The sequence below is a fragment of the Roseomonas sp. F4 genome (genome assembly GCF_053891155.1).
Genome location: NZ_JBSSHK010000005.1, coordinates 108,513 through 125,462 on the forward strand (window position 1 = coordinate 108,513; position 16,950 = coordinate 125,462).

23 protein-coding genes and 1 other RNA gene are annotated in these 16,950 nt (G+C 70.3%); 13 read left to right on the forward strand and 11 right to left on the reverse strand.

Translation table 11 applies throughout. The features are described from left to right. Positions 1-8: 8 nt before the first annotated feature. Positions 9-803, reverse strand: a complete 795-nt coding sequence (gene phnX, locus ACVFYP_RS20225) for a phosphonoacetaldehyde hydrolase (protein WP_499202025.1) — start codon at positions 801-803, stop codon at positions 9-11. Continuing rightward, positions 800-1,930 carry a TIGR03364 family FAD-dependent oxidoreductase gene (locus ACVFYP_RS20230; RefSeq protein ID WP_499202026.1) on the reverse strand — a complete coding sequence of 377 codons (1,131 nt, stop codon included), beginning with the start codon at positions 1,928-1,930 and terminating at the stop codon, positions 800-802. The genes phnX and ACVFYP_RS20230 overlap by 4 nt, the downstream gene beginning before the upstream one ends. Before the next feature lie 111 nt (positions 1,931-2,041). Here ACVFYP_RS20230 and ACVFYP_RS20235 point away from each other — a divergent pair, with 111 nt between their 5' ends. Then, positions 2,042-3,631, forward strand: coding sequence for an ABC transporter substrate-binding protein (locus ACVFYP_RS20235; RefSeq protein ID WP_499202027.1), 1,590 nt, complete (start codon positions 2,042-2,044; stop codon positions 3,629-3,631). Between the two features lie 46 nt (positions 3,632-3,677). Here the strand turns inward: ACVFYP_RS20235 and ACVFYP_RS20240 are convergent, their stop codons facing one another. The 5 genes from ACVFYP_RS20240 to ACVFYP_RS20260 form a co-directional block, all read right to left on the reverse strand. Beyond that, complete coding sequence (locus tag ACVFYP_RS20240) at positions 3,678-4,499, reverse strand: TIGR00282 family metallophosphoesterase (protein WP_499202028.1); 822 nt, start codon at positions 4,497-4,499, stop codon at positions 3,678-3,680. Further along, positions 4,496-5,077 (reverse strand): 5-formyltetrahydrofolate cyclo-ligase, encoded by a 582-nt coding sequence (locus tag ACVFYP_RS20245; RefSeq protein ID WP_499202029.1) that lies wholly within the window; start codon positions 5,075-5,077, stop codon positions 4,496-4,498. The genes ACVFYP_RS20240 and ACVFYP_RS20245 overlap by 4 nt, the downstream gene beginning before the upstream one ends. Positions 5,078-5,302: 225 nt before the next feature. Continuing rightward, positions 5,303-5,459: non-coding RNA, 6S RNA (ssrS, locus tag ACVFYP_RS20250), on the reverse strand. 10 nt (positions 5,460-5,469) lie between these two features. Continuing rightward, positions 5,470-5,799: a cell division protein ZapA gene (zapA, locus tag ACVFYP_RS20255; RefSeq protein WP_499202030.1), complete on the reverse strand. Its 330-nt coding sequence runs from the start codon at positions 5,797-5,799 to the stop codon at positions 5,470-5,472. Then, the gene (locus ACVFYP_RS20260) at positions 5,800-6,012 is read right to left on the reverse strand and encodes a hypothetical protein (protein ID WP_499202031.1); all 213 of its coding nucleotides are present in this window, start codon (positions 6,010-6,012) and stop codon (positions 5,800-5,802) included. Positions 6,013-6,133: 121 nt separating this feature from the next. Between ACVFYP_RS20260 and ACVFYP_RS20265 the strand changes: the two genes are divergently transcribed. Together ACVFYP_RS20265 and ACVFYP_RS20270 are read left to right on the forward strand one after the other, a co-directional pair. After that, positions 6,134-6,565 carry a hypothetical protein gene (locus ACVFYP_RS20265; protein WP_499202032.1) on the forward strand — a complete coding sequence of 144 codons (432 nt, stop codon included), beginning with the start codon at positions 6,134-6,136 and terminating at the stop codon, positions 6,563-6,565. A gap of 63 nt (positions 6,566-6,628) precedes the next feature. Further along, on the forward strand, positions 6,629-7,540 hold the full coding sequence (locus tag ACVFYP_RS20270; RefSeq protein WP_499202033.1) for a class I fructose-bisphosphate aldolase: 912 nt from the start codon (positions 6,629-6,631) through the stop codon (positions 7,538-7,540). Positions 7,541-7,579: 39 nt separating this feature from the next. Here ACVFYP_RS20270 and ACVFYP_RS20275 read toward each other — a convergent pair whose 3' ends face one another. Then, entirely contained in the window at positions 7,580-7,942 is a 363-nt protein-coding gene (locus ACVFYP_RS20275) for a c-type cytochrome (protein WP_499202034.1), read from the reverse strand. A 159-nt stretch (positions 7,943-8,101) separates the two neighbouring features. Here ACVFYP_RS20275 and ACVFYP_RS20280 point away from each other — a divergent pair, with 159 nt between their 5' ends. Both ACVFYP_RS20280 and thiE read left to right on the forward strand, forming a co-directional pair. Beyond that, a complete protein-coding gene (locus tag ACVFYP_RS20280; RefSeq protein ID WP_499202035.1) occupies positions 8,102-8,839 on the forward strand; it encodes a sulfite exporter TauE/SafE family protein in 738 nt (245 codons plus the stop codon). Positions 8,840-8,868: 29 nt separating this feature from the next. Further along, entirely contained in the window at positions 8,869-9,507 is a 639-nt protein-coding gene (gene thiE, locus ACVFYP_RS20285) for a thiamine phosphate synthase (RefSeq protein WP_499202036.1), read from the forward strand. Here thiE and ACVFYP_RS20290 read toward each other — a convergent pair. Continuing rightward, the gene (locus tag ACVFYP_RS20290) at positions 9,499-9,939 is read right to left on the reverse strand and encodes a hypothetical protein (RefSeq protein WP_499202037.1); all 441 of its coding nucleotides are present in this window, start codon (positions 9,937-9,939) and stop codon (positions 9,499-9,501) included. The genes thiE and ACVFYP_RS20290 overlap by 9 nt on opposite strands. A gap of 69 nt (positions 9,940-10,008) precedes the next feature. Then, complete coding sequence (locus tag ACVFYP_RS20295) at positions 10,009-10,395, reverse strand: hypothetical protein (protein WP_499202038.1); 387 nt, start codon at positions 10,393-10,395, stop codon at positions 10,009-10,011. A 158-nt stretch (positions 10,396-10,553) separates the two neighbouring features. On the opposite strand from ACVFYP_RS20295, the gene ACVFYP_RS20300 reads away from it, so the two are divergent. Beyond that, the gene (locus tag ACVFYP_RS20300) at positions 10,554-11,021 is read left to right on the forward strand and encodes a hypothetical protein (protein ID WP_499202039.1); all 468 of its coding nucleotides are present in this window, start codon (positions 10,554-10,556) and stop codon (positions 11,019-11,021) included. A 62-nt stretch (positions 11,022-11,083) separates the two neighbouring features. Continuing rightward, a complete protein-coding gene (locus ACVFYP_RS20305) occupies positions 11,084-11,806 on the forward strand; it encodes an FkbM family methyltransferase (RefSeq protein ID WP_499202040.1) in 723 nt (240 codons plus the stop codon). A 1-nt stretch (position 11,807) separates the two neighbouring features. Here ACVFYP_RS20305 and epmA read toward each other — a convergent pair whose 3' ends face one another. Further along, complete coding sequence (gene epmA / locus ACVFYP_RS20310; RefSeq protein ID WP_499202041.1) at positions 11,808-12,926, reverse strand: EF-P lysine aminoacylase EpmA; 1,119 nt, start codon at positions 12,924-12,926, stop codon at positions 11,808-11,810. 70 nt (positions 12,927-12,996) lie between these two features. Between epmA and ACVFYP_RS20315 the strand changes: the two genes are divergently transcribed. The 6 genes from ACVFYP_RS20315 to ACVFYP_RS20340 all read left to right on the forward strand — a co-directional run bounded on the left by ACVFYP_RS20315 (position 12,997) and on the right by ACVFYP_RS20340 (position 16,946). After that, entirely contained in the window at positions 12,997-14,013 is a 1,017-nt protein-coding gene (locus ACVFYP_RS20315) for a lysine-2,3-aminomutase-like protein (RefSeq protein WP_499202042.1), read from the forward strand. Between the two features lie 59 nt (positions 14,014-14,072). After that, complete coding sequence (locus ACVFYP_RS20320) at positions 14,073-14,339, forward strand: type II toxin-antitoxin system Phd/YefM family antitoxin (protein ID WP_499202043.1); 267 nt, start codon at positions 14,073-14,075, stop codon at positions 14,337-14,339. Next, entirely contained in the window at positions 14,336-14,767 is a 432-nt protein-coding gene (locus tag ACVFYP_RS20325) for a type II toxin-antitoxin system VapC family toxin (RefSeq protein WP_499202044.1), read from the forward strand. The genes ACVFYP_RS20320 and ACVFYP_RS20325 overlap by 4 nt, the downstream gene beginning before the upstream one ends. Before the next feature lie 87 nt (positions 14,768-14,854). Continuing rightward, positions 14,855-15,424, forward strand: coding sequence for an elongation factor P (gene efp / locus ACVFYP_RS20330; protein WP_499202045.1), 570 nt, complete (start codon positions 14,855-14,857; stop codon positions 15,422-15,424). Positions 15,425-15,581: 157 nt separating this feature from the next. Continuing rightward, on the forward strand, positions 15,582-16,436 hold the full coding sequence (locus ACVFYP_RS20335; RefSeq protein ID WP_499202046.1) for an inositol monophosphatase family protein: 855 nt from the start codon (positions 15,582-15,584) through the stop codon (positions 16,434-16,436). A 99-nt stretch (positions 16,437-16,535) separates the two neighbouring features. Continuing rightward, the gene (locus ACVFYP_RS20340) at positions 16,536-16,946 is read left to right on the forward strand and encodes an OmpA family protein (protein ID WP_499202047.1); all 411 of its coding nucleotides are present in this window, start codon (positions 16,536-16,538) and stop codon (positions 16,944-16,946) included. Positions 16,947-16,950: the final 4 nt, after the last annotated feature.

Genomic DNA, 16,950 nt, shown 5'->3' on the forward strand with positions numbered 1-16,950 from the left:
GGCCGCCGTCACCCCGGCTCTTCCCCCGCCGCCATCCGCGCCTCGATCGCGGCCAGGGCTGCGGGAAGCCCGGCGATGGAATCGATGACCAGATGTGCGCCGGCCCCGGTCAGTTCGGCAGTGGCCACCCGGCGCAGCTCGGCGCGCGCGGTGTCCGAAAGCGCGGCGAGTTCCTCGGCGGAGAGGCCGGCGATATTGCCGGACAGCGCCAGGCCGATGGTCCAGGTGCCGGCATTGCGGCCCTCGCCGATGCCGGGCGGGGTGTCGTCCACCTTCACCACCTGCCGCGCCGGCCAGACGCCCATCTCGGCCATGGCCTTCCACATCTGCAACGGCGCCGGCCGCCCCTCCGGCAGGTCGCCGGCGCAGATGATGATTTCGGGGCGAAAACCCTGGGCCGCAGCCAGCGGTGCCAGGCGGTCCATGATCGGGCGGGTATAGCCGGTGGTGGAGCCGATGCGGATGCCGCGCGCGGCGAGCTGGTCCAGCGCCTCCCGCGCGCCGGGGATCAGCGCGGAATGGGCTTCGACGGCGGCGATGTTCAGCGGCTCGAACACTTCGAAGATCGCCTGCACATCGGCTTCCCCGAAGTCGCGGCCATGGCGGGCGCGCCAGGCCTCGTTCACCGCCCGGCCGACCAGGCGGATGTGATCGGCCTTGGCCATGCCCATCGGCCCGCGCGCATCGGCGATGGAGAGGGCGACGCCGAAGCGGCCGAAGGCTTCCACGAAGGCCCCCATCGGCGCGCGGGAGCCATGATCGAGCACGGTGCCCGCCCAGTCCAGGATGACGGCCTTGATCATGCGATGGCGCCCCAGTCGAAAAGGACATCCTCGGCCAGGCCGAAGGCGGTGGAGGCCCCGGTGCCGGAGGTGACGGAGACCAGGCGGATGCCGGGTCCGGCATCCTCCCAGAAGGCATCCTGCGGGCCGGAGGGATAGAGGCCGATCCAGCGATCCACCACCGGCGGCGGCGTGCCCAGCACCTCCGCATATTCAGCGAGGATCAGCCGGTCGACGGCCTCCGGCTGGAAGGGGTCGGGCGTCGCGTCGTAGTGGTGGCTGTCGCCGACCACCAGGCTGCCGTCGGCGGATTGCACGACGATCAGATGGACGCCGTTGTCCATCTGCGGCTTCTGTTCGGCGGTGAGCCGTGCGCGCAGGGCCGGCAAGGTCGGGCAATCGGCATAGCCGCGATAGCGATGCAGGCCGAGGTCGCTCATCACCGCCGCCGGCAACCGCCAGCCGGGATCGGCCAGGCGCAGCATATGCAGCTTGCACAGCGTCACCTCCCGCTGCGCGAAAATCCTCGGGAACAGGCTGGCGATATCGGCGCCGGGGCAGACCACGATGCGCGGCGCGTGCAGCGGGCCGGCAGGCGTGTCCACGCGGCCATCCTCCACAGCCTGCGCAGTGCGGCCCGGGAAGAAGACAACGCCGAGGCGCTCGGCGAGGAAGTCGCGCAGCCTGGGCAGCGCCTCCCGGCTTTCCACGCGCAGTTCATGTGGGGAATGCAGCGCTGCGCGGACCGCGCCATCCGCGCGCAGCGGCGCGGGCAGATCGGCGCCGCGCAGGATGCGGCAGCCGGCGCCCATCGGGCCCTCGGCGAATTCGGTCAGCACCTGCTCAGCCTCCGCCCGGCGGGCCGCCATCAGCAGGCCGCGATGCAGCACGGGGATGCCGGCCTGGGGCGCGATCTCGTCCCAGATCTCGCGGGCGCGGCGGGCACGGCGCCAAGTTTCCCGCGCGCCCTGGCCGGTCACGGTGATGAAGCCGAAATTGCGGATGCTGGCGCCATTGGCGCGGACGTCGCGGTCCAGCACCCCGACCTTCAGCCCGGCCCGCGCCGCCACCAGCGCATGCGCCAGGCCGACAATGCCGAAGCCGACCACGAGCAGGTCGAATCGGGTCTCAATGGGTGTCTCAGCCATGCCGGAAGATGGCGGTGGCGCCGCCCGGCGCGCAAGGCGGTGCGATTGACCCTGAAACCTTGCGGGGCATAGCCTTAGCCAAGCGCCGAAAAAAATTCACGGAGGAAGATCATGCATCGCCGCAGTCTGTTGCAGGCCGGGGTCGGTTTGGCAGGGGCCGGACTGGCCGGACCCGCCATCGCCCAGCCCGCCCGCGCCGCCACGCTCCGCTTCGTGCCGCAGGCCAATCTGACGGCGCTGGACCCAATCTGGACCAGCGCCATCGTCACCCAGATGCATGGCTACCACGTCTTCGACACGCTCTACGCCATGGATGCCCGGCTGCGCCCGCAGCCGCAGATGGCAGAGGGGCACGAGGTTTCGGCCGATGGCCGCGTCTGGCGCATCCGGCTGCGGGAGGGGCTGAAATTCCACGATGGCTCGCCGGTGCGCGCCGCGGATTGCGCGGCCTCCCTCGCCCGCTGGTCGAAGCGCGATCCCTTCGGCCAGATCCTTGCGACATCGGTGGATGAGTGGCGCGCGGCGGATGACCGCACGCTGGAAATCCGCCTGAAGCGCCCCTTCCCGCTGCTGCTGGACGCGCTGGCCAAGCCGGATGCCAATGTGCCCTTCATCATGCCGGAACGCCTGGCCAGCACCGACGCCAATACCCAGGTGTCGGAGGTGATGGGCAGCGGCCCCTATCGCTTCGTGCCCGGCGAATTCGTCTCCGGCAGCCGCGTGGTCTATGCGAAGAACGAGGCCTATGTGCCGCGGCAGGAAGCCGCCAGCGGCGCGGCCGGCGGGAAGATCGCGCATTTCCCGCGCATCGAATGGCACATCCTGCCCGACCCGGCGACGGCGGCCGCGGCGTTGCAGGCGGGCGAGGTGGATTGGCTGGACCAGCCGCTGTCCGACCTGATCCCGACCCTGACGCGCAACCGCAACATCGATGTCGGCGTGCTGAACGAGGCCGGCATCCTCTCCGTCATGCGGCTCAACCATTTGCAGGCGCCCTTCAACAACCCGAAGGTGCGCCGGGCGGTGGCGCTGGCGGTGAACCAGGAGGACTATATGCGCTCGACGCTCGGCGACGACCGCAGCGTCTGGCGCACCTGCCGCAGCCTGTTCCCCTGCGGCACACCCTATGGCGTCGAGGATCTGTCGGAGCTGAACGCGCCGCCGCGCAACCTTGATCGCGCGCGGACCGCCTTGCAGGCGAGTGGCTATAATGGGGAGAAGGTGGTGATCATCAGCCCCACCGACTTCCCGCTGATCGGCCCGCATGGCCATGTCACCGCCGACGCGCTGCGCCGCATCGGCTTCAATGTGGAACTGGTGGAAACCGATTGGGGCACGGTGGTGCAGCGCCGCGTGCGGCAGGAGCCGGTGGAACGTGGCGGGTGGAGCATCTTCCACACCTATGGCTCCTCGCTCGCCTATCTGAACCCGGCCGTGTCGTCGCTGGTGAAGGGGCCGGGCGCGCAGGGCTGGTTCGGCTGGTATGACAGCGCAAAGGCGCAGGAGCTGGTGCAGAACTGGCTGGATGCGCCGGATGCCGAACGGCAACAGGCGCTGGCGAATGAGCTGAACAAGCTGGCGCAGGACGACGTGGCGACCGTCCCACTCGGCCAGTTCAACATCCGCAGTGCCTGGCGGAAGACCATCACCGGCCATGTGAAGGGCAGCATGCCCTATCCCTGGGGCGTGCGCCCGGCGTGACGTGACGTTAGCCCCTCTCCCCCCGACGGGGGGAGAGGGCTTCGCCTTACGCCGCCGGCATCGCCTGGCTCAGCCGCCCGCCCATCCGCAGCGGCTCAATCCGCTTCGCCAGGCCTGTGGCATCGTCCGTCTCCACGAACACGCCGCAGACCGTCGCCACGCCCTCCGCCGGCGCCAGCTTCTCGCCGGGCACTTTCTTCCAGAAGCGCAGCGCGGCGCCGCCCTTCTGCATGCCGATGACGCTGTCATAGTCACCGCACATGCCGGCATCGGTCATGTAGCCGGTGCCGCCGACCAGGATCTGATGGTCGGCGCTCGGTGTATGGGTATGGGTGCCCACCACCAGAGAGACCTTGCCGTCGAAGCTATGGCCCATGGCCAGCTTTTCGGAGGAGGCCTCGGCGTGGAAATCCACCAGGATCGCCTGCACCGTGCCGCCTGGGCCCATGCGATGCGAGGCCAGGGCGGCCTGGACGCCGCGGAACGGATCATCCAGCGCATCCATGAACAGCCGCCCCATAGCCTGCACCACCAGCGCCTTGCGGCCATCCGACAGCACCGCGACGAAGGCCCCCTTCCCCGGCGTACCCGGCGGATAGTTGATCGGCCGGATCAGCCGGGGTTCCGTTTCGATATAGGAAAAAATTTCCTTGCGGTCCCAGGCGTGGTTGCCCAGCGTCAGCACATCGGCACCGGCGGTGAACAGGGCACGTGCCATTTCGGGGGCCAGGCCGAAGCCATGACTGGCGTTTTCCGCATTCACCACCACCAGATCGAGCGCCAGGCGCTGGCGCAGTTCGGGGATAGCGGCGCCGGCGGCGTCGCGGCCGCTGCGGCCGACGAGGTCGCCGAGGAACAGGATTCTCAAACCGCGCGGGCTCCGCAGAAGATGACGCCGCCTTCCGTCACGATGGCGGCCAAGGGGGCGTCGTCCACGCCCACGGGCACTTCGTCAACCTCCTGGCAGGCATAGGCGACCCCGATCGCCGTGGCGCTGGGCAAAGCGGCCAGCGTCCGGTCGTAATAGCCGCCGCCATAGCCGAGGCGTTGGCCGGCGCGGTCGAAGGCCAGAAGCGGGACCAGCAACCAGTCCGGCGTCAGCGGCGGCGCCTCCGGCCCGGGATGGCGGGTGCCCATGGGGCCGGGTGCGAGGGTGTCGCCGGGTGCCCAGGCGCGGAAATGCAGCGGGTTGCCGCGCCGGGGCGTGACCGGCAGGGCGATGCGGTGGCCCTTTTCGTGCAGAGCGAGCAGCAGGGGGCGGATGTCGATCTCGGCGCCCATGGGCCAGAAGCCGGCGACAATGGCGCCGGGCGGCGGTGGGCAGTCGCGCAGGAGGTGGGTGGTGAGGCGCGCGCCCAGGGCGGGGTCGCAGGCGGCGCGGCGGGTGAGCGCGGCCTTGCGGGCTTGGGCCTTCAGGGCGGCGAGGAGGTCGGGACAGAGCATCATGAGGCGGGGTGTGCCCGGCCGGAGCAGGCCCTCCCACCCCGACCCTCCCCCCAAAGCGGAGGGGAGGGAGAAGCAGGCGAAGAGTGGTCCGACCTGCGGCGCGCACGGCGCGCCGAGGCCGCGAATGCGGCCCGCGCCCAGAGGGAGCGCAGGCCGGGCGCCCGAGCGCACGGCGCGAAGGCAAGCGCGCGGAGCGCGCGCCCGCCGTCTGAGGGTATAAAGAAGCGCGGAGCCACCATGGCCGTGGGCTTGATAACCCTCCTGAGACCTGCTGGTGCAGGTGGGAGCCAGATACTCGGACCACGGCCCGAACAGCGCCAGCCCCCGGAGGATGCTCATTGGCCCCGGGGGTTAAAGTGCCTCACCAACCGGGCAGCCCCGCAGGGCCTCACTTAGGGTCGGTCGAGGGTCTGGGCAATGCCCTCGATGCGGTCGGCGATGCGCGCCAGACGTTCCGCCAGCTTCGGGTCCGGCTGCGGGGCCGCCATGTTCTGGCCGGCGCGGGCCTGGGACAGGGCGACCTTCAGGTCGTGCACCTCATCCGCCAGCAGCAGCGCGCCCAGCAGCAGCAGGCGGCTTTCGCCGAACTGGCCGCCCATCGCCTTGATGGAATTGACCCTTTTATCCACCTCGGCGGCCAGGGAAACGAGATGCGCCTCCTGCCCATCCTCGCAGGATACGGGGTGGCTGTAGCCGCCGACGCGGACGGTGACCTGACCCATCTACTGATCCTCTCCGAGCGCCGCGCGCAGGCGCGCAATCGTCTCGTCCAGCCGGTCGGCGATGGCGGTCACCGCGGCGCGCGGCACCCCTTCCCCGGGCGCCGCCACGACGCGCGGCTGGGCCGCGGCTTCCGCCAGGCGCTCGACGGCCTGTTCCAGCCGCGCCAAGGCATGGCTGGTCGGGTCGCCCGTCTCCACGCGTGTGCCTGACACCCGAAACCCCCAGCTCAAAAACCCAGATTCGCCCAGCGGCAGCCTATGCGCCACGCGCGCCTTGTCGCCACCGGTTCCGGCATGCTGCAACGCTTTACATGCACGGCGCGGCGGGTCAACGGTGAGCGATGGGTCGGTGCGGGGGCTGCCGCCTGCCGTGATACTGCGCGGCGGGGCGGAGCTGGCGTGGCTGCGGGCGGCGGCGCCGGCGGGCGGCGTGCTGCTGCTCTCCGCCCCCGGCGCGGCCGGCTTTCTCGGCCCCGGTCCCTGGCGGGCGCTGGTGGCGCAGGCGCCTGGATTCGCCGATGCGCTGTGCTGCGGCGATGCGGCCGGGGACGCGCTGACGGCCTTGCGAGCAGGCTGCCGGCTATTGGTGCTCGACATCGCCTGCCCGGCTTACCAGATGGTGAAGGGCGCCGCGGCGGAGATCGGGGCCAGCCTACTACCCGCCCGCCCACCGGCCCTGGACCTTGCGGGACTCGACCTGCGGCGATCCGGCGCACGCACAAAACTGACCGCCTGGCTGGCGATTTCCGCCGTGCCGGACGCATGACACCGCCGCCACCCTGCGCTAAACGCGCGCAGAGCCGCCCACCGCCGAGAGGAATTCGAACAGATGCGCCTGACGCCCAAGGTCCAGGAAATCCTGTCCTGGTATGAGAGCGACAATCCCGGGACCAAGGCGAACCTCGCCCGCATCCTGATGGCCGGCAAGCTGGGCGGCACCGGCCGCATGGTCATCCTGCCGGTCGACCAGGGCTTTGAACACGGCCCCGCCCGCAGCTTCGCCCCGAACCCCGCCGCCTACGACCCCCGCTACCTGTTCGAGCTGGCGCTGGAAGCCGGGCTGAACGCCTATGCCGCCCCGCTCGGCATGATCGAGGCCGGCGCCGCGCATTATGCCGGCTCTATCCCGACCATCCTGAAGATGAACAGCAGCAACAGCCTGTCCACCACCAAGGACCAGGGCGTGACGGCCAGCGTCGGCGATGCGCTGCGCCTGGGCTGCTCCGCCATCGGCTTCACCATCTACCCCGGCTCCGAATACCAGTTCGAGATGATCGAGGAGCTGCGCGAGCTGGCCGAGGAGGCCAAGTCGGTCGGCCTCGCCGTGGTGGTGTGGAGCTATCCGCGCGGCCCGATGCTGGACAAGGTGGGTGAGACGGCGCTCGATATCTGCGCCTATGCCGCGCATATGGCGGCGCTGATCGGTGCCCACATCATCAAGGTGAAGCCGCCGACCTCCGCCATCAGCCTCGATGCGGCGAAGAAGACCTACCAGACGAGCCCGATCGAGGACGACGCCACGGCGCGCTTCAAGCACATCGTGAACGCCTGCTTCGGCGGCCGTCGCCTGGTGGTGTTCTCCGGCGGCGAGGCCAAGGGCACGGAGGCGATCCTGGAGGAAGTCCGCGCCATCCACGCCGCCGGCGGTAACGGCTCCATCATGGGCCGCAATGCCTTCCAGCGTTCCAAGGAAGATGCGCTGGCCCTGCTGGCCGCGATCATCAACGTCTACAAGCACTGAGAGCCAGGGCCGCGCCCCGGGGAGACCTGGGGCGCGGCCTCAGCGCGGTGCGAGGCTGGCCACATAGGCCAGTAGATTCGTCTTCTCCTCCGCCGCCATCTCGATCGGCGGCATGGTGGCATGCGGGCTTTGCAGGACATTCAGCAGCGCCCGCTGCCCGGTCGGAGTGGCGGCGATCATGACGAAGCTCGGCGCGCCGCCACGGCGCACCGCCTGCGCCGTCCGCGCCACGTCATGGCAGCCGCCACAGCGATTCTCCGCGGTCCAGCGCCCCGCGGCCACCGCCGGATCATCGCCCAGATTGTTATAGGCCAGGATGCTGATGGCGAGCGCCGCCACGACCAGCGCGGCAAGGACGCCGATGCGCCGGGATTGCCGCTCGGGACGGGTGAGGTCGGACATGCTGGAGGGCCTCCTTGCACTTGACCGGCCAGCCGCCAGCCGGTGAGGCCGCAGACTGGATCGTTTCGCGCTGGCAATCCGTGATCTGAATCAAGCCGGCGCCGGAAGGCTTCGGTGGCGACCGAAGCCTTTCCAGCCGATCCACGGCAGATTGCGGCCATGGACCACCTTCCCCTCCTGACCTTCATCTTCCTGGTCTTCCTCCTCGCCGGCGCGGTGAAGGGGCTGATCGGGCTTGGCCTGCCCACCATCTCCATCGGCCTGCTGGCACTGGCCATGCCACCGGCCGAGGCCGCGGCGCTGCTGCTGGTGCCCTCCCTCGTCACCAATGTCGTGCAGGCCATGGGGCCGGGCTGGCGGGACCTGCTGCGGCGGTTCTGGCCGATGTTGCTCGCCCTGCTGCCGGGCACGCTGGCGGGGATCGGCCTGCTGACAGGCAGCAGTGCGCTGGCGCTGGGGCTGCTCGGCCTGGCACTGGCGATCTATGGCGGCTGGGGGCTTTGGGCGCCGCCCTTCCGGCTGACGCCGCGCGCCGAGGCGTTCAGCGCGCTGCCAGTCGGGCTGTTGGGTGGGGTCATCACCGGGGCGACAGGGGTCTTCGTCATGCCGGTGGTGCCCTGGCTCGGCGCGCTGGGGCTTGCGCGGGACCAGCTGGTGCAGGCGCTGGGCCTCGCCTTCCTGGCGTCGACCCTGGCGCTCGGCTTGGCCCTGGCATGGGCCGGGCAGGTCACGCCGCTGGCGGCCGGGGCCTCGCTGCTCGCCTTGCCGCCGGCCTTGCTGGGCCAGGCGATCGGCGGAAGGCTGCGCGGGCGCATCCCGCCGCTGGCCTTCCGGCGGATCTTTTTCGGCAGCCTGCTGCTGCTCGGCGCACACCTGGCGTGGCGGGGGCTTGCCTGAGGGGGCCGCTTGGCGCCACAGACCGCGGCATGTCCGATCCCGCCGGCTGCCGCCTGTATCTCATCACCCCGCCCGCCATCCCGGACCTGCCGGGTTTTGCCGAATCCCTCGCCCGTGCGCTGGACGCGGGCGATGTGGCGGCGCTGCAATTGCGGCTGAAGGGCGCAGCTGATGAGGCCGTACTGCGCGCGGCGGAAGTGCTGATTCCCATTGCCCAGGCGCGCGACGTCGCAGTGCTGATGAACGACCGGATGGACCTGGCGAAGCGCGCCGGCTGCGACGGCGTGCATCTCGGCCAGGGCGATGGCGACCCCGTGGCCGCCCGCAAGCTGTTGGGGGCGGAGGCGATGATCGGCGTGACCTGCCATGCCTCCCGCCACCTGGCGATGGAAGCGGGCGAGAATGGCGCGGATTACGTCGCCTTCGGCGCCTTCTTCCCGACCGGCACCAAGGAAACCGTCCACACCGCAGAGACCGAGCTGCTGGAATGGTGGTCCGACATGTTCGAGATCCCCTGCGTCGCCATCGGCGGAATCACCGCCGCCAATTGCCCGCCGTTGGTCCGCGCCGGAGCGGATTTCCTGGCCGTGGTCGGCGCCGTCTGGAACCATCCCGAAGGCCCGGCCGCCGGGGTGCGGGCGATGAATGCCGCGATCGCCTCAGCCTGAGGCGGGCAGCGGCCGCCAGATGGCGCGGAAGACCAGCGCCGCCGCGAGGCCCGTGGCGGCGCCGAGCACGGGCATGGCCAGGCTGAGCTCCGCCCGCAGCGTGCCGATCCAGCCCAGCGCCAGCAGGCCGGCCAGCGCGCCACCCAGCGCATAGAGCCAGGGCGAGGATCGGCGCAGGCCGACCAGCAGCAGATGCACCGGCAGCCCAGCGGCCAGGGTCAGCATCAGGGCCAATGGAAAAGCCGGCAGCACGCCGATGACGGCCTGCAGCACGTCGCCTAGTGGCACCGCCGGCTCAGCACCGAGGGTCAGGACCAGCACCAGGATCACCGGCACCAGATTGGCCAGCAGCGATGCCGCCAGCACCCCCAGCAGCAGCCGCCCCGCCTTCGCGCCCAGCAGCCTCCGCCCGAAGCCCATCCCTTCCGCCATGCCGCACCCTTCCATCCATGCCGGAGCATAGGCGCAGCGCTGGCCGGGCGACACCGAGGGCGGCGCCGTTCAGGGTGCGCGGAAGCGGGCGCCGTCGTCGCGCAGGAAGACGCGCAGCGGCGTGGTGCCGCCGGACTGCCCATCCCGGCCGCGCCAGCGCCCGTCGCGGCACAGCACGCCGCCCGCCATTGGTACGGCCTGCCATTCCACGACATTGGCGACGCGCTCGCCATTCGGGCCGATGGCGGTGAAATCGGTGCGGCACAGCGTCCCGATCCGCACCGGCTCATAATCGTCGATGATCCAGCCGCCCCCGCCGGTGCTTTCAAACCGCCGCTCCAGCACCGGCCAGCCGGCCGGCTCCTCCGCCAGGGCCGAGGCGGCCAGGCAGGAGGCGGTGAGGCTGGCCAGGGCCAGGCCAGGCAAGGCGGCGCCGAGCAAAGCGGTCCATCGCATCGCGATCTCTCCAAAAAGTGATGAAGGACCTATGCAGGGCCTCCGCAGGCGCTACGCTGCGGATGGCCGGGTGGATGCGGCGGATGTTGGGGTCCGCGCAATCTCATCCAGGCCATGCCCTCCGCCACACGGTCCAAGAAAAAAACCGGAGACATCCCATGCTGTCCCGCCGCCTCGCCATGATCCTGGCGCTGTCCGTGGTGCCCGCGCTTGCCCTCGCGCAGGACTACAACCGCCGCCCCTCCTTCGGCACCGTCAACCTCAGCGCCAATTTCGCGCCGGACCCGACCACGGTGAACGTCACCGCCGGCGGCACGCTGCCGGCCGAGCGGCTGGGCGGGTCGCAATGCGTCGGCTCCATCGCCAATGCGCCGGATGTGCGGCTGAACTACCGCGCCGGGCAGGGCCTGCCGCTGTATCTTTCCGCCACTTCGCGCAGCGATGTGACGCTGGTGGTGAACCTTCCGGACGGAAGCTGGGCCTGCAATGACGACTTCCAGGGCACCGACCCCGGCTTGGTCTTCCGCCGCCCGCAATCCGGCCAGTATGACATCTGGATCGGCCATTACGACCGCGGGTCGCGCGTGCCGGCGCAGCTGCGCATTTCGGAAGTGCCGCCGAACTGAGGCTGCGCCTTTCGGTCCGCGCCCCCACATGCCGGGCTTCCCCAGGCGGAGGCCCGGCACCTTTGGACGAACTGACCTTCCACCGCAGCCTGCACCGCCCCGGCACCATCCTGGATGTCGGCGCGCATGACGGGCTGCTGACTTTGCCGCTGTCGCGCCTGCCCGGCGTGCGGATTCTGGCCTTCGAACCCCTGCCCAGCGCCTTTTCCCGGTTGGAGGCGGCGGTCCGCGCGGCCTACGGCGCGATCCCGCCGCATATCGCCCTGCGGACCGAGGCCCTTGGTGCCATACCGGGCCAGCTCACCCTCTCCGTCCCCGTCCTCGACGGCGTGGCGCAGGAACAATGGGCCTCCACCGCCAAGGATTATGCCGGCTTCACCTCCGTCACCGTGATCCGGCACGAGGTGGCGGTGGTGACCATCGACTCCCTTGGTCTGACCGACCTGCAACACATCAAGCTCGACGCCGAGGGCTTTGAACAGGAAGTCCTGGAAGGCGCCCGCGCCACGCTGACCCGCTGCCGCCCGTTGCTGAGCCTGGAGCTGGAGGAGCGCCACCGCCCCGGCAGCTCCCGCGACGTGCCGGCGCTGCTCGCCAGCCTCGGCTACGAGAGCTGGTTCATGCTGGATGGCGGCTGGCGCCCGCATGCGGCGTTCAATGCGGCGACAATGCAGGTCGCCTCCCCCGACCCGGCGGTCTTCGCGGCCAGCGATCCTTACGTCTTCACTTTCTACGCCTGGCCGGCGGAACGGTCGGCGGAGATCAGGGCGGTGCTGGCGGGCTGAGCTACTCCGCCGCCTCGGCCGGGGCTGCCAGCAGTTTTGGCGGCGCCGCCAGGGCCTGTTGCGCCTGGCGCGGCAAGGCGGGCAGCCAGAGCACATCCTCGATGTCGCTCGCGCCGCTGGCCAACATCGCCAGCCGGTCGAAACCGAGCGCGAGGCCGGAGGCGGGCGGCATGCCGGCCTCCAGCGCCGCCAGGAAATCCTCATCCACGTCCCAGCCGGCCTCGCCGGTTTCCGCGCGGCGCTGGGCGACGTCGCGTTCGAAGCGGGCGCGCTGTTCCACTGGGTCGGTCAGTTCCTCGAAGGCATTGGCGAGTTCCAGCCCGGCCGCGAACAGCTCGAAGCGCAGCGCCACACGGCCGTCCCGCGGATCGCGCCGGGCGAGGGCCGCCTGGGGGGTCGGCCAATGGGTGAGGAAGGTGGCGCGGCCCTTTCCGATCGCCGGTTCGACGTAGCGCATCATCAGTCGAAAAAAGCCATCTTCCCAGCTGTCGCTCTCCGGCACATGCAGCCCGGCCTTCGCCGCACTGGCACGCAGCTTCGCCGCGTCCCCCTCCCCGGTCGCGGCATCCACCGTGCCCAGAATGTCCATGCCTCGGCAGTGGCGCCCAAAAGCCTCCGCCATGGTCAGGCGCTCGAAGGGCAGCGAGAGGTCCGCCGTCGCCTCCCCATGGCCCACCAGGCCGGGACAGACGGAGCGCAGCAGCAGCTCCGTCTCCTCCATCAGCCCAGCAAGGTCGAGGCTCGGCGCGTACCATTCCAGCATGGTGAATTCCGGCGCATGGCGCGGACTCGCCTCCCCATTGCGCCAGACCCGGGCGAGTTCGAAGACGCGCCCCGCGCCCCCCACCAGCAGCCGCTTCAGTGCCAGCTCCGGCGAGGTGCGCAGCCATAGCGTGCGGTCCTGGCCGATGCCGAGATGGGGGCGGTAGTCGGTGGCGAAGCCGCGCAGATGCACCTCCATCCCCGGCACCGGCACCAGGCAGGGGGTCTCGACCTCCAGATAGCCGCGGCTGGTGAAGAAGTGGCGGGTGGCGGCGGTCAGCTCCGCCCGGCGGCGCAGGAAGGGCAGGCGCGCGGCGAGGCTTTCGCGGCTCCAGGCGCGGCGCGGGGATTCGGGCATGGACGCGGTTTCCCCTGGATTGGGGCGCCCCTTGTTGCGGCGCCCGGGTTGAGGTTTAGCACCCGCAACCATGCCCGATCACGCCCCCGCCCGAAACCTTCAACCGCCCCATCGCACCCTGCGGGATGCCTCCGCCCTGGCCGAGGCCGGGCTGCTGCCGCCGGGCACCGACCTGGCGGGGCTGGAGGCGGTGGCGGCGCGCTATGCCATCGCGGTGACGCCCGCCATGGCCGCGCTGATCGACCCCACCGACGCGCGCGACCCGATCGCCGCGCAATACATCCCCGACCCGGCGGAGCTGCACACCGCGCCGCATGAGATCGAGGACCCCACCGCCGACGCGCCCTTCACCCCCGTGCCCGGCGTGGTGCATCGCTACCCCGACCGCGCGCTTCTGAAACCGCTGCTGGCCTGCCCCGTCTATTGCCGCTTCTGCTTCCGGCGGGAGGTGGTAGGGCCGGATGGCGGGCTGCTTTCGACCGAGCAGTTGGAGGAGGCCCTCGCCTGGTTCGAACGCACGCAACAGGTGCGGGAGGTGATTTTGACCGGCGGCGACCCGCTGATGCTGAGCCCACGCCGCCTGTCCTGGCTGCTGGAACGGCTATCCGCCATTCCGCATATCGAGATTCTGCGCATCCACAGCCGGGTTCCGGTGGCCGATCCGGGGCGGGTGAATGCGGCGCTGGCGGCGGCGCTGACTTTGGAAAAGCCGCTGTATCTGTGCGTGCATGCGAACCACGCGCGGGAATTTTCCTCGGACGCCATGGGCGCGCTGCGGCGACTGACCGGAGCGGGGGTGGTGCTGCTGGGGCAGAGCGTGCTGCTGCGGGGGGTGAATGATTCGGCCGAAGCGCTGGAGGAGCTGTTCCGGGCGATGCTGCGGGGGCGGGTGAAACCCTACTACCTGCACCAGTTGGACCCGGCGCCGGGGACGGCGCGTTTTGCAGTGCCGGTGGAGGAAGGGCGGGCGATCCTTTCCGCGTTGCGCTTCCGGGTGACGGGGCTGGCCTGGCCGACCTATGTGCAGGAACGGCCGAATGGCGGGGGGAAGGCGCCGATTGGGCCGGGATGGGCCGGCAGCTTCTGATGGACCGGGCGTCGCCTCATCCCATATAGTCATCTCAGATGACCAGTCAGGCTCCGCCCATGCCCAAGCTCATCACCGCCACCGAGTTCAAGGCCACCTGCCTCGACATCCTCGACCGCGTCGGCGCCGGCGAATGGGATCGGGTGGAGGTCACCAAGCGTGGTCGTGTCGTGGCCGTGCTGATCCCGCCGACCCCCACCGTCACCGCCGTCGCCGGGTTGCACGGCTTCATGCGGGACAGTGTGGTGATGTCGGACAGCCTCGACCTGACCGCGCCCATCGCCGACGAGCCTTTCGCCGCCGCCGAGGGCAAGCTGCACCAGTGAGCCAGGACGGCGTGCTGCTGGACACCTGCGCGGTGATCTGGCTGGCGACCGGCGCGCCGATGGCCGCCGCCGCTTTGGCCGCGATCCAGCAGGCCGGCAATGGCGCGGGCATCTTCGTCTCGCCGGTCTCCGCCTGGGAAATCGGGCTGCTGAGCCGCCCCCGGCCCACCCGCCCCCCGGCACTTACCTTGCTGCCGGACCCCAAAACCTGGTTCGCCCGGTTGATGGCGGGCCCCGGCATCCGGGAAGCGCCGCTGTCACCAGGCGCGGCCGTGGATGCCAGCTTCCTGCCCGGCGACCTGCACGGCGACCCCGGCGACCGCCTCATCATCGCCACTGCCCGCGACCGCGGCCTGCCTCTGGTCACGCGGGATGGGCTGATCCTGGCCTATGGCCGTGCCGGGCACCTGGCCACCATCGCCTGCTGAACTCGGCCCGAAAGGTTGCCCCTGGCCGCCCGGCGTTGTATCCGCGCCCCCTCAATTCCCCACCGCTCATTCAGGACGACGCAAGCCATGGCGAAGATGCAGGCCAACCAGATGCGCGCCGGCATGGTCATCGAGTTCGAGGGCCAGCGCTACACCATCATCCGCCAGAACATCATGATCCCGGGCAAGGGCAACGCGATCATCCAGGTGGACATGCGGAACATCAAGACCGGCGCCAAGAAGGACCAGCGCTGGCGCACCGCCGACACGGTCGAGCGTCTGCAGACCGAGGACAAGGAGTTCACCTTCTCCTACGCCGAGGGCGACATGATCGTCCTGATGGACCCGGAAACCTACGAGCAGACCCAGGTGCCGAAGGATATCCTGGGTGAGCGCCTGCCCTTCCTGGTCGAGAACATGACCGTCGGCGTGCGCCTGATCGAGGGCGAGCCCGTGGCCATGACCCTGCCGGAACAGGTGACGCTGGAAGTGGTGGAGGCCGATCCCGTCGTGAAGGGCCAGACCGCCACCAGCAGCTACAAGCCCGCCATGCTGTCCAACGGCGTGAAGACCATGGTGCCGCCCTTCATCACCGTCGGCGAGAAGATCGTGGTGAAGACCGAGGACGGCAGCTACTACGAGCGCGCCAAGAGCTAAGACCAAAGCTACCGCTTCTACGCGCAGCCCCCCTCACCCGCTTCGGCTAGGCGCTGCACGCCAAGCCTGCGCAGCCCTCTCCCCCCGACGGGGGGTGAGGGTTGGGTGAAGGGGGGCTTCGCCACATCTGCTCATTCAATCCGGAATCGCTTCTCCCATGGCCGTCTCCCCCCGCCTGTCCGCCTCCATGTCGGTGCTGCAGGCCGCCGTCCAGAAGGCCGCGCGCCGTCTGCTGCGCGACTTCGCCGATGTCGAATCCTTGCAGGTCACCTCCAAGGGCGCCGGCGATTTCGTCAGCCAGGCGGATATCCGCGCCGAACAGACCCTGCGGGAGGAACTGTCCCGCGCGCGTCCCGGCTGGGGCTTCCTGATGGAGGAGTCGGGCACCTCCGGCGCGGATGACTGGGAATGGCGCTGGGTTGTCGACCCGCTGGATGGCACCACCAACTTCCTGCACGGCATCCCGCATTGGGCGATCTCGGTCGGCGTGGAAAAGCGCACCGGCGAAAACACCTCCGAACTCATGGCCGGCTGCATCTACAACCCGGCGGGCAACGAGCTGTTCTGGGCCGAGAAGGGCATGGGCGCCTATCTCAACGACAAGCGCCTGCGCGTCTCCGCCCGCCGCGACATGACCTCCGCCCTCTTCGCCACCGGCATCCCCTTCGCCAAGATCCCCCGCAAGGCGGAATTCGCCGCCACCCTCGGCCGGCTGATGCCGCAGGTGGCCGGCGTGCGGCGCTTCGGCGCTGCCGCGCTCGACCTCGCCTGGGTCGCGGCCGGCCGCTATGACGGCTTCTGGGAACTCGGCCTGAACAAGTGGGACATCGCGGCGGGGCTGGTCATCGTGAAGGAAGCCGGCGGCTTCGTCTCCGACCCCGCGGGCGGCGAAACCCATTACGAAACCGGCGATGTCGTCGCCGGCAACCAGGCGCTGCACCCGAAGCTGCGGGAAGTGGTGGCGGAGGGTATCGCCGCCGCCCAGGCCCACCGCGCCGCCAGCGCAGGCTGAGACGCCCGAAGGATATCCCCAAAGGATATCATTGAATCACAAGCATAGCGCCGCGCCGGATGATTTCATCCGCGCGGCGTTTGCTTTAGCCTGCCCGGCATGACCCGCCGGATGCATCTCGCCACCCTTCTGCTGCTGCTCGCTTTGCCCGCGCAGGCCGATCAGGCGCTGTCCACGCGCGCCGCGGGCGGCTGGCGGATCGGCTTCGACCCTGGCCAGGCCACACTGACCGAGCCGAGCCGCACCGCCCTGGTCCGCCTCGCCCCGCAGCTCGCCGCCACGCCGCGCGGCCGCATCACCGTCGAAGCCCAGGCGAGCGGCCCCACCAACGACGCCTCCGCCGCCCGCCGCCTGTCCCTGGCCCGCGCCGGCGCGGTGCGGGACGCCCTGGTGGCGGGGGGGCTGGAGGCGACCCGCGTCGATATCCGCGCCCTCGGCCTGCTGACCCCGCCGGCGGATGCCGCGGATATCCTGCCCCCCGGCGTCGCGCGATCCGGTTCCACGAGGTAGACGC

Excerpts from the sequence above, each read along its gene's own strand:
- phnX (WP_499202025.1), bottom strand. The coding sequence starts at position 803 with ATGATCAAGGCCGTCATCCTGGACTGGGCGGGCACCGTGCTCGATCAT.
- ACVFYP_RS20230 (WP_499202026.1), bottom strand. The coding sequence starts at position 1,930 with ATGGCTGAGACACCCATTGAGACCCGATTCGACCTGCTCGTGGTCGGC.
- ACVFYP_RS20235 (WP_499202027.1), top strand. The coding sequence starts at position 2,042 with ATGCATCGCCGCAGTCTGTTGCAGGCCGGGGTCGGTTTGGCAGGGGCC.
- ACVFYP_RS20245 (WP_499202029.1), bottom strand. The coding sequence starts at position 5,077 with ATGATGCTCTGTCCCGACCTCCTCGCCGCCCTGAAGGCCCAAGCCCGC.
- zapA (WP_499202030.1), bottom strand. The coding sequence starts at position 5,799 with ATGGGTCAGGTCACCGTCCGCGTCGGCGGCTACAGCCACCCCGTATCC.
- ACVFYP_RS20270 (WP_499202033.1), top strand. The coding sequence starts at position 6,629 with ATGCGCCTGACGCCCAAGGTCCAGGAAATCCTGTCCTGGTATGAGAGC.
- ACVFYP_RS20275 (WP_499202034.1), bottom strand. The coding sequence starts at position 7,942 with ATGTCCGACCTCACCCGTCCCGAGCGGCAATCCCGGCGCATCGGCGTC.
- ACVFYP_RS20280 (WP_499202035.1), top strand. The coding sequence starts at position 8,102 with ATGGACCACCTTCCCCTCCTGACCTTCATCTTCCTGGTCTTCCTCCTC.
- thiE (WP_499202036.1), top strand. The coding sequence starts at position 8,869 with ATGTCCGATCCCGCCGGCTGCCGCCTGTATCTCATCACCCCGCCCGCC.
- ACVFYP_RS20290 (WP_499202037.1), bottom strand. The coding sequence starts at position 9,939 with ATGGCGGAAGGGATGGGCTTCGGGCGGAGGCTGCTGGGCGCGAAGGCG.
- ACVFYP_RS20295 (WP_499202038.1), bottom strand. The coding sequence starts at position 10,395 with ATGCGATGGACCGCTTTGCTCGGCGCCGCCTTGCCTGGCCTGGCCCTG.
- ACVFYP_RS20300 (WP_499202039.1), top strand. The coding sequence starts at position 10,554 with ATGCTGTCCCGCCGCCTCGCCATGATCCTGGCGCTGTCCGTGGTGCCC.
- epmA (WP_499202041.1), bottom strand. The coding sequence starts at position 12,926 with ATGCCCGAATCCCCGCGCCGCGCCTGGAGCCGCGAAAGCCTCGCCGCG.
- ACVFYP_RS20315 (WP_499202042.1), top strand. The coding sequence starts at position 12,997 with ATGCCCGATCACGCCCCCGCCCGAAACCTTCAACCGCCCCATCGCACC.
- ACVFYP_RS20320 (WP_499202043.1), top strand. The coding sequence starts at position 14,073 with ATGCCCAAGCTCATCACCGCCACCGAGTTCAAGGCCACCTGCCTCGAC.
- efp (WP_499202045.1), top strand. The coding sequence starts at position 14,855 with ATGGCGAAGATGCAGGCCAACCAGATGCGCGCCGGCATGGTCATCGAG.
- ACVFYP_RS20335 (WP_499202046.1), top strand. The coding sequence starts at position 15,582 with ATGGCCGTCTCCCCCCGCCTGTCCGCCTCCATGTCGGTGCTGCAGGCC.
- ACVFYP_RS20340 (WP_499202047.1), top strand. The coding sequence starts at position 16,536 with ATGACCCGCCGGATGCATCTCGCCACCCTTCTGCTGCTGCTCGCTTTG.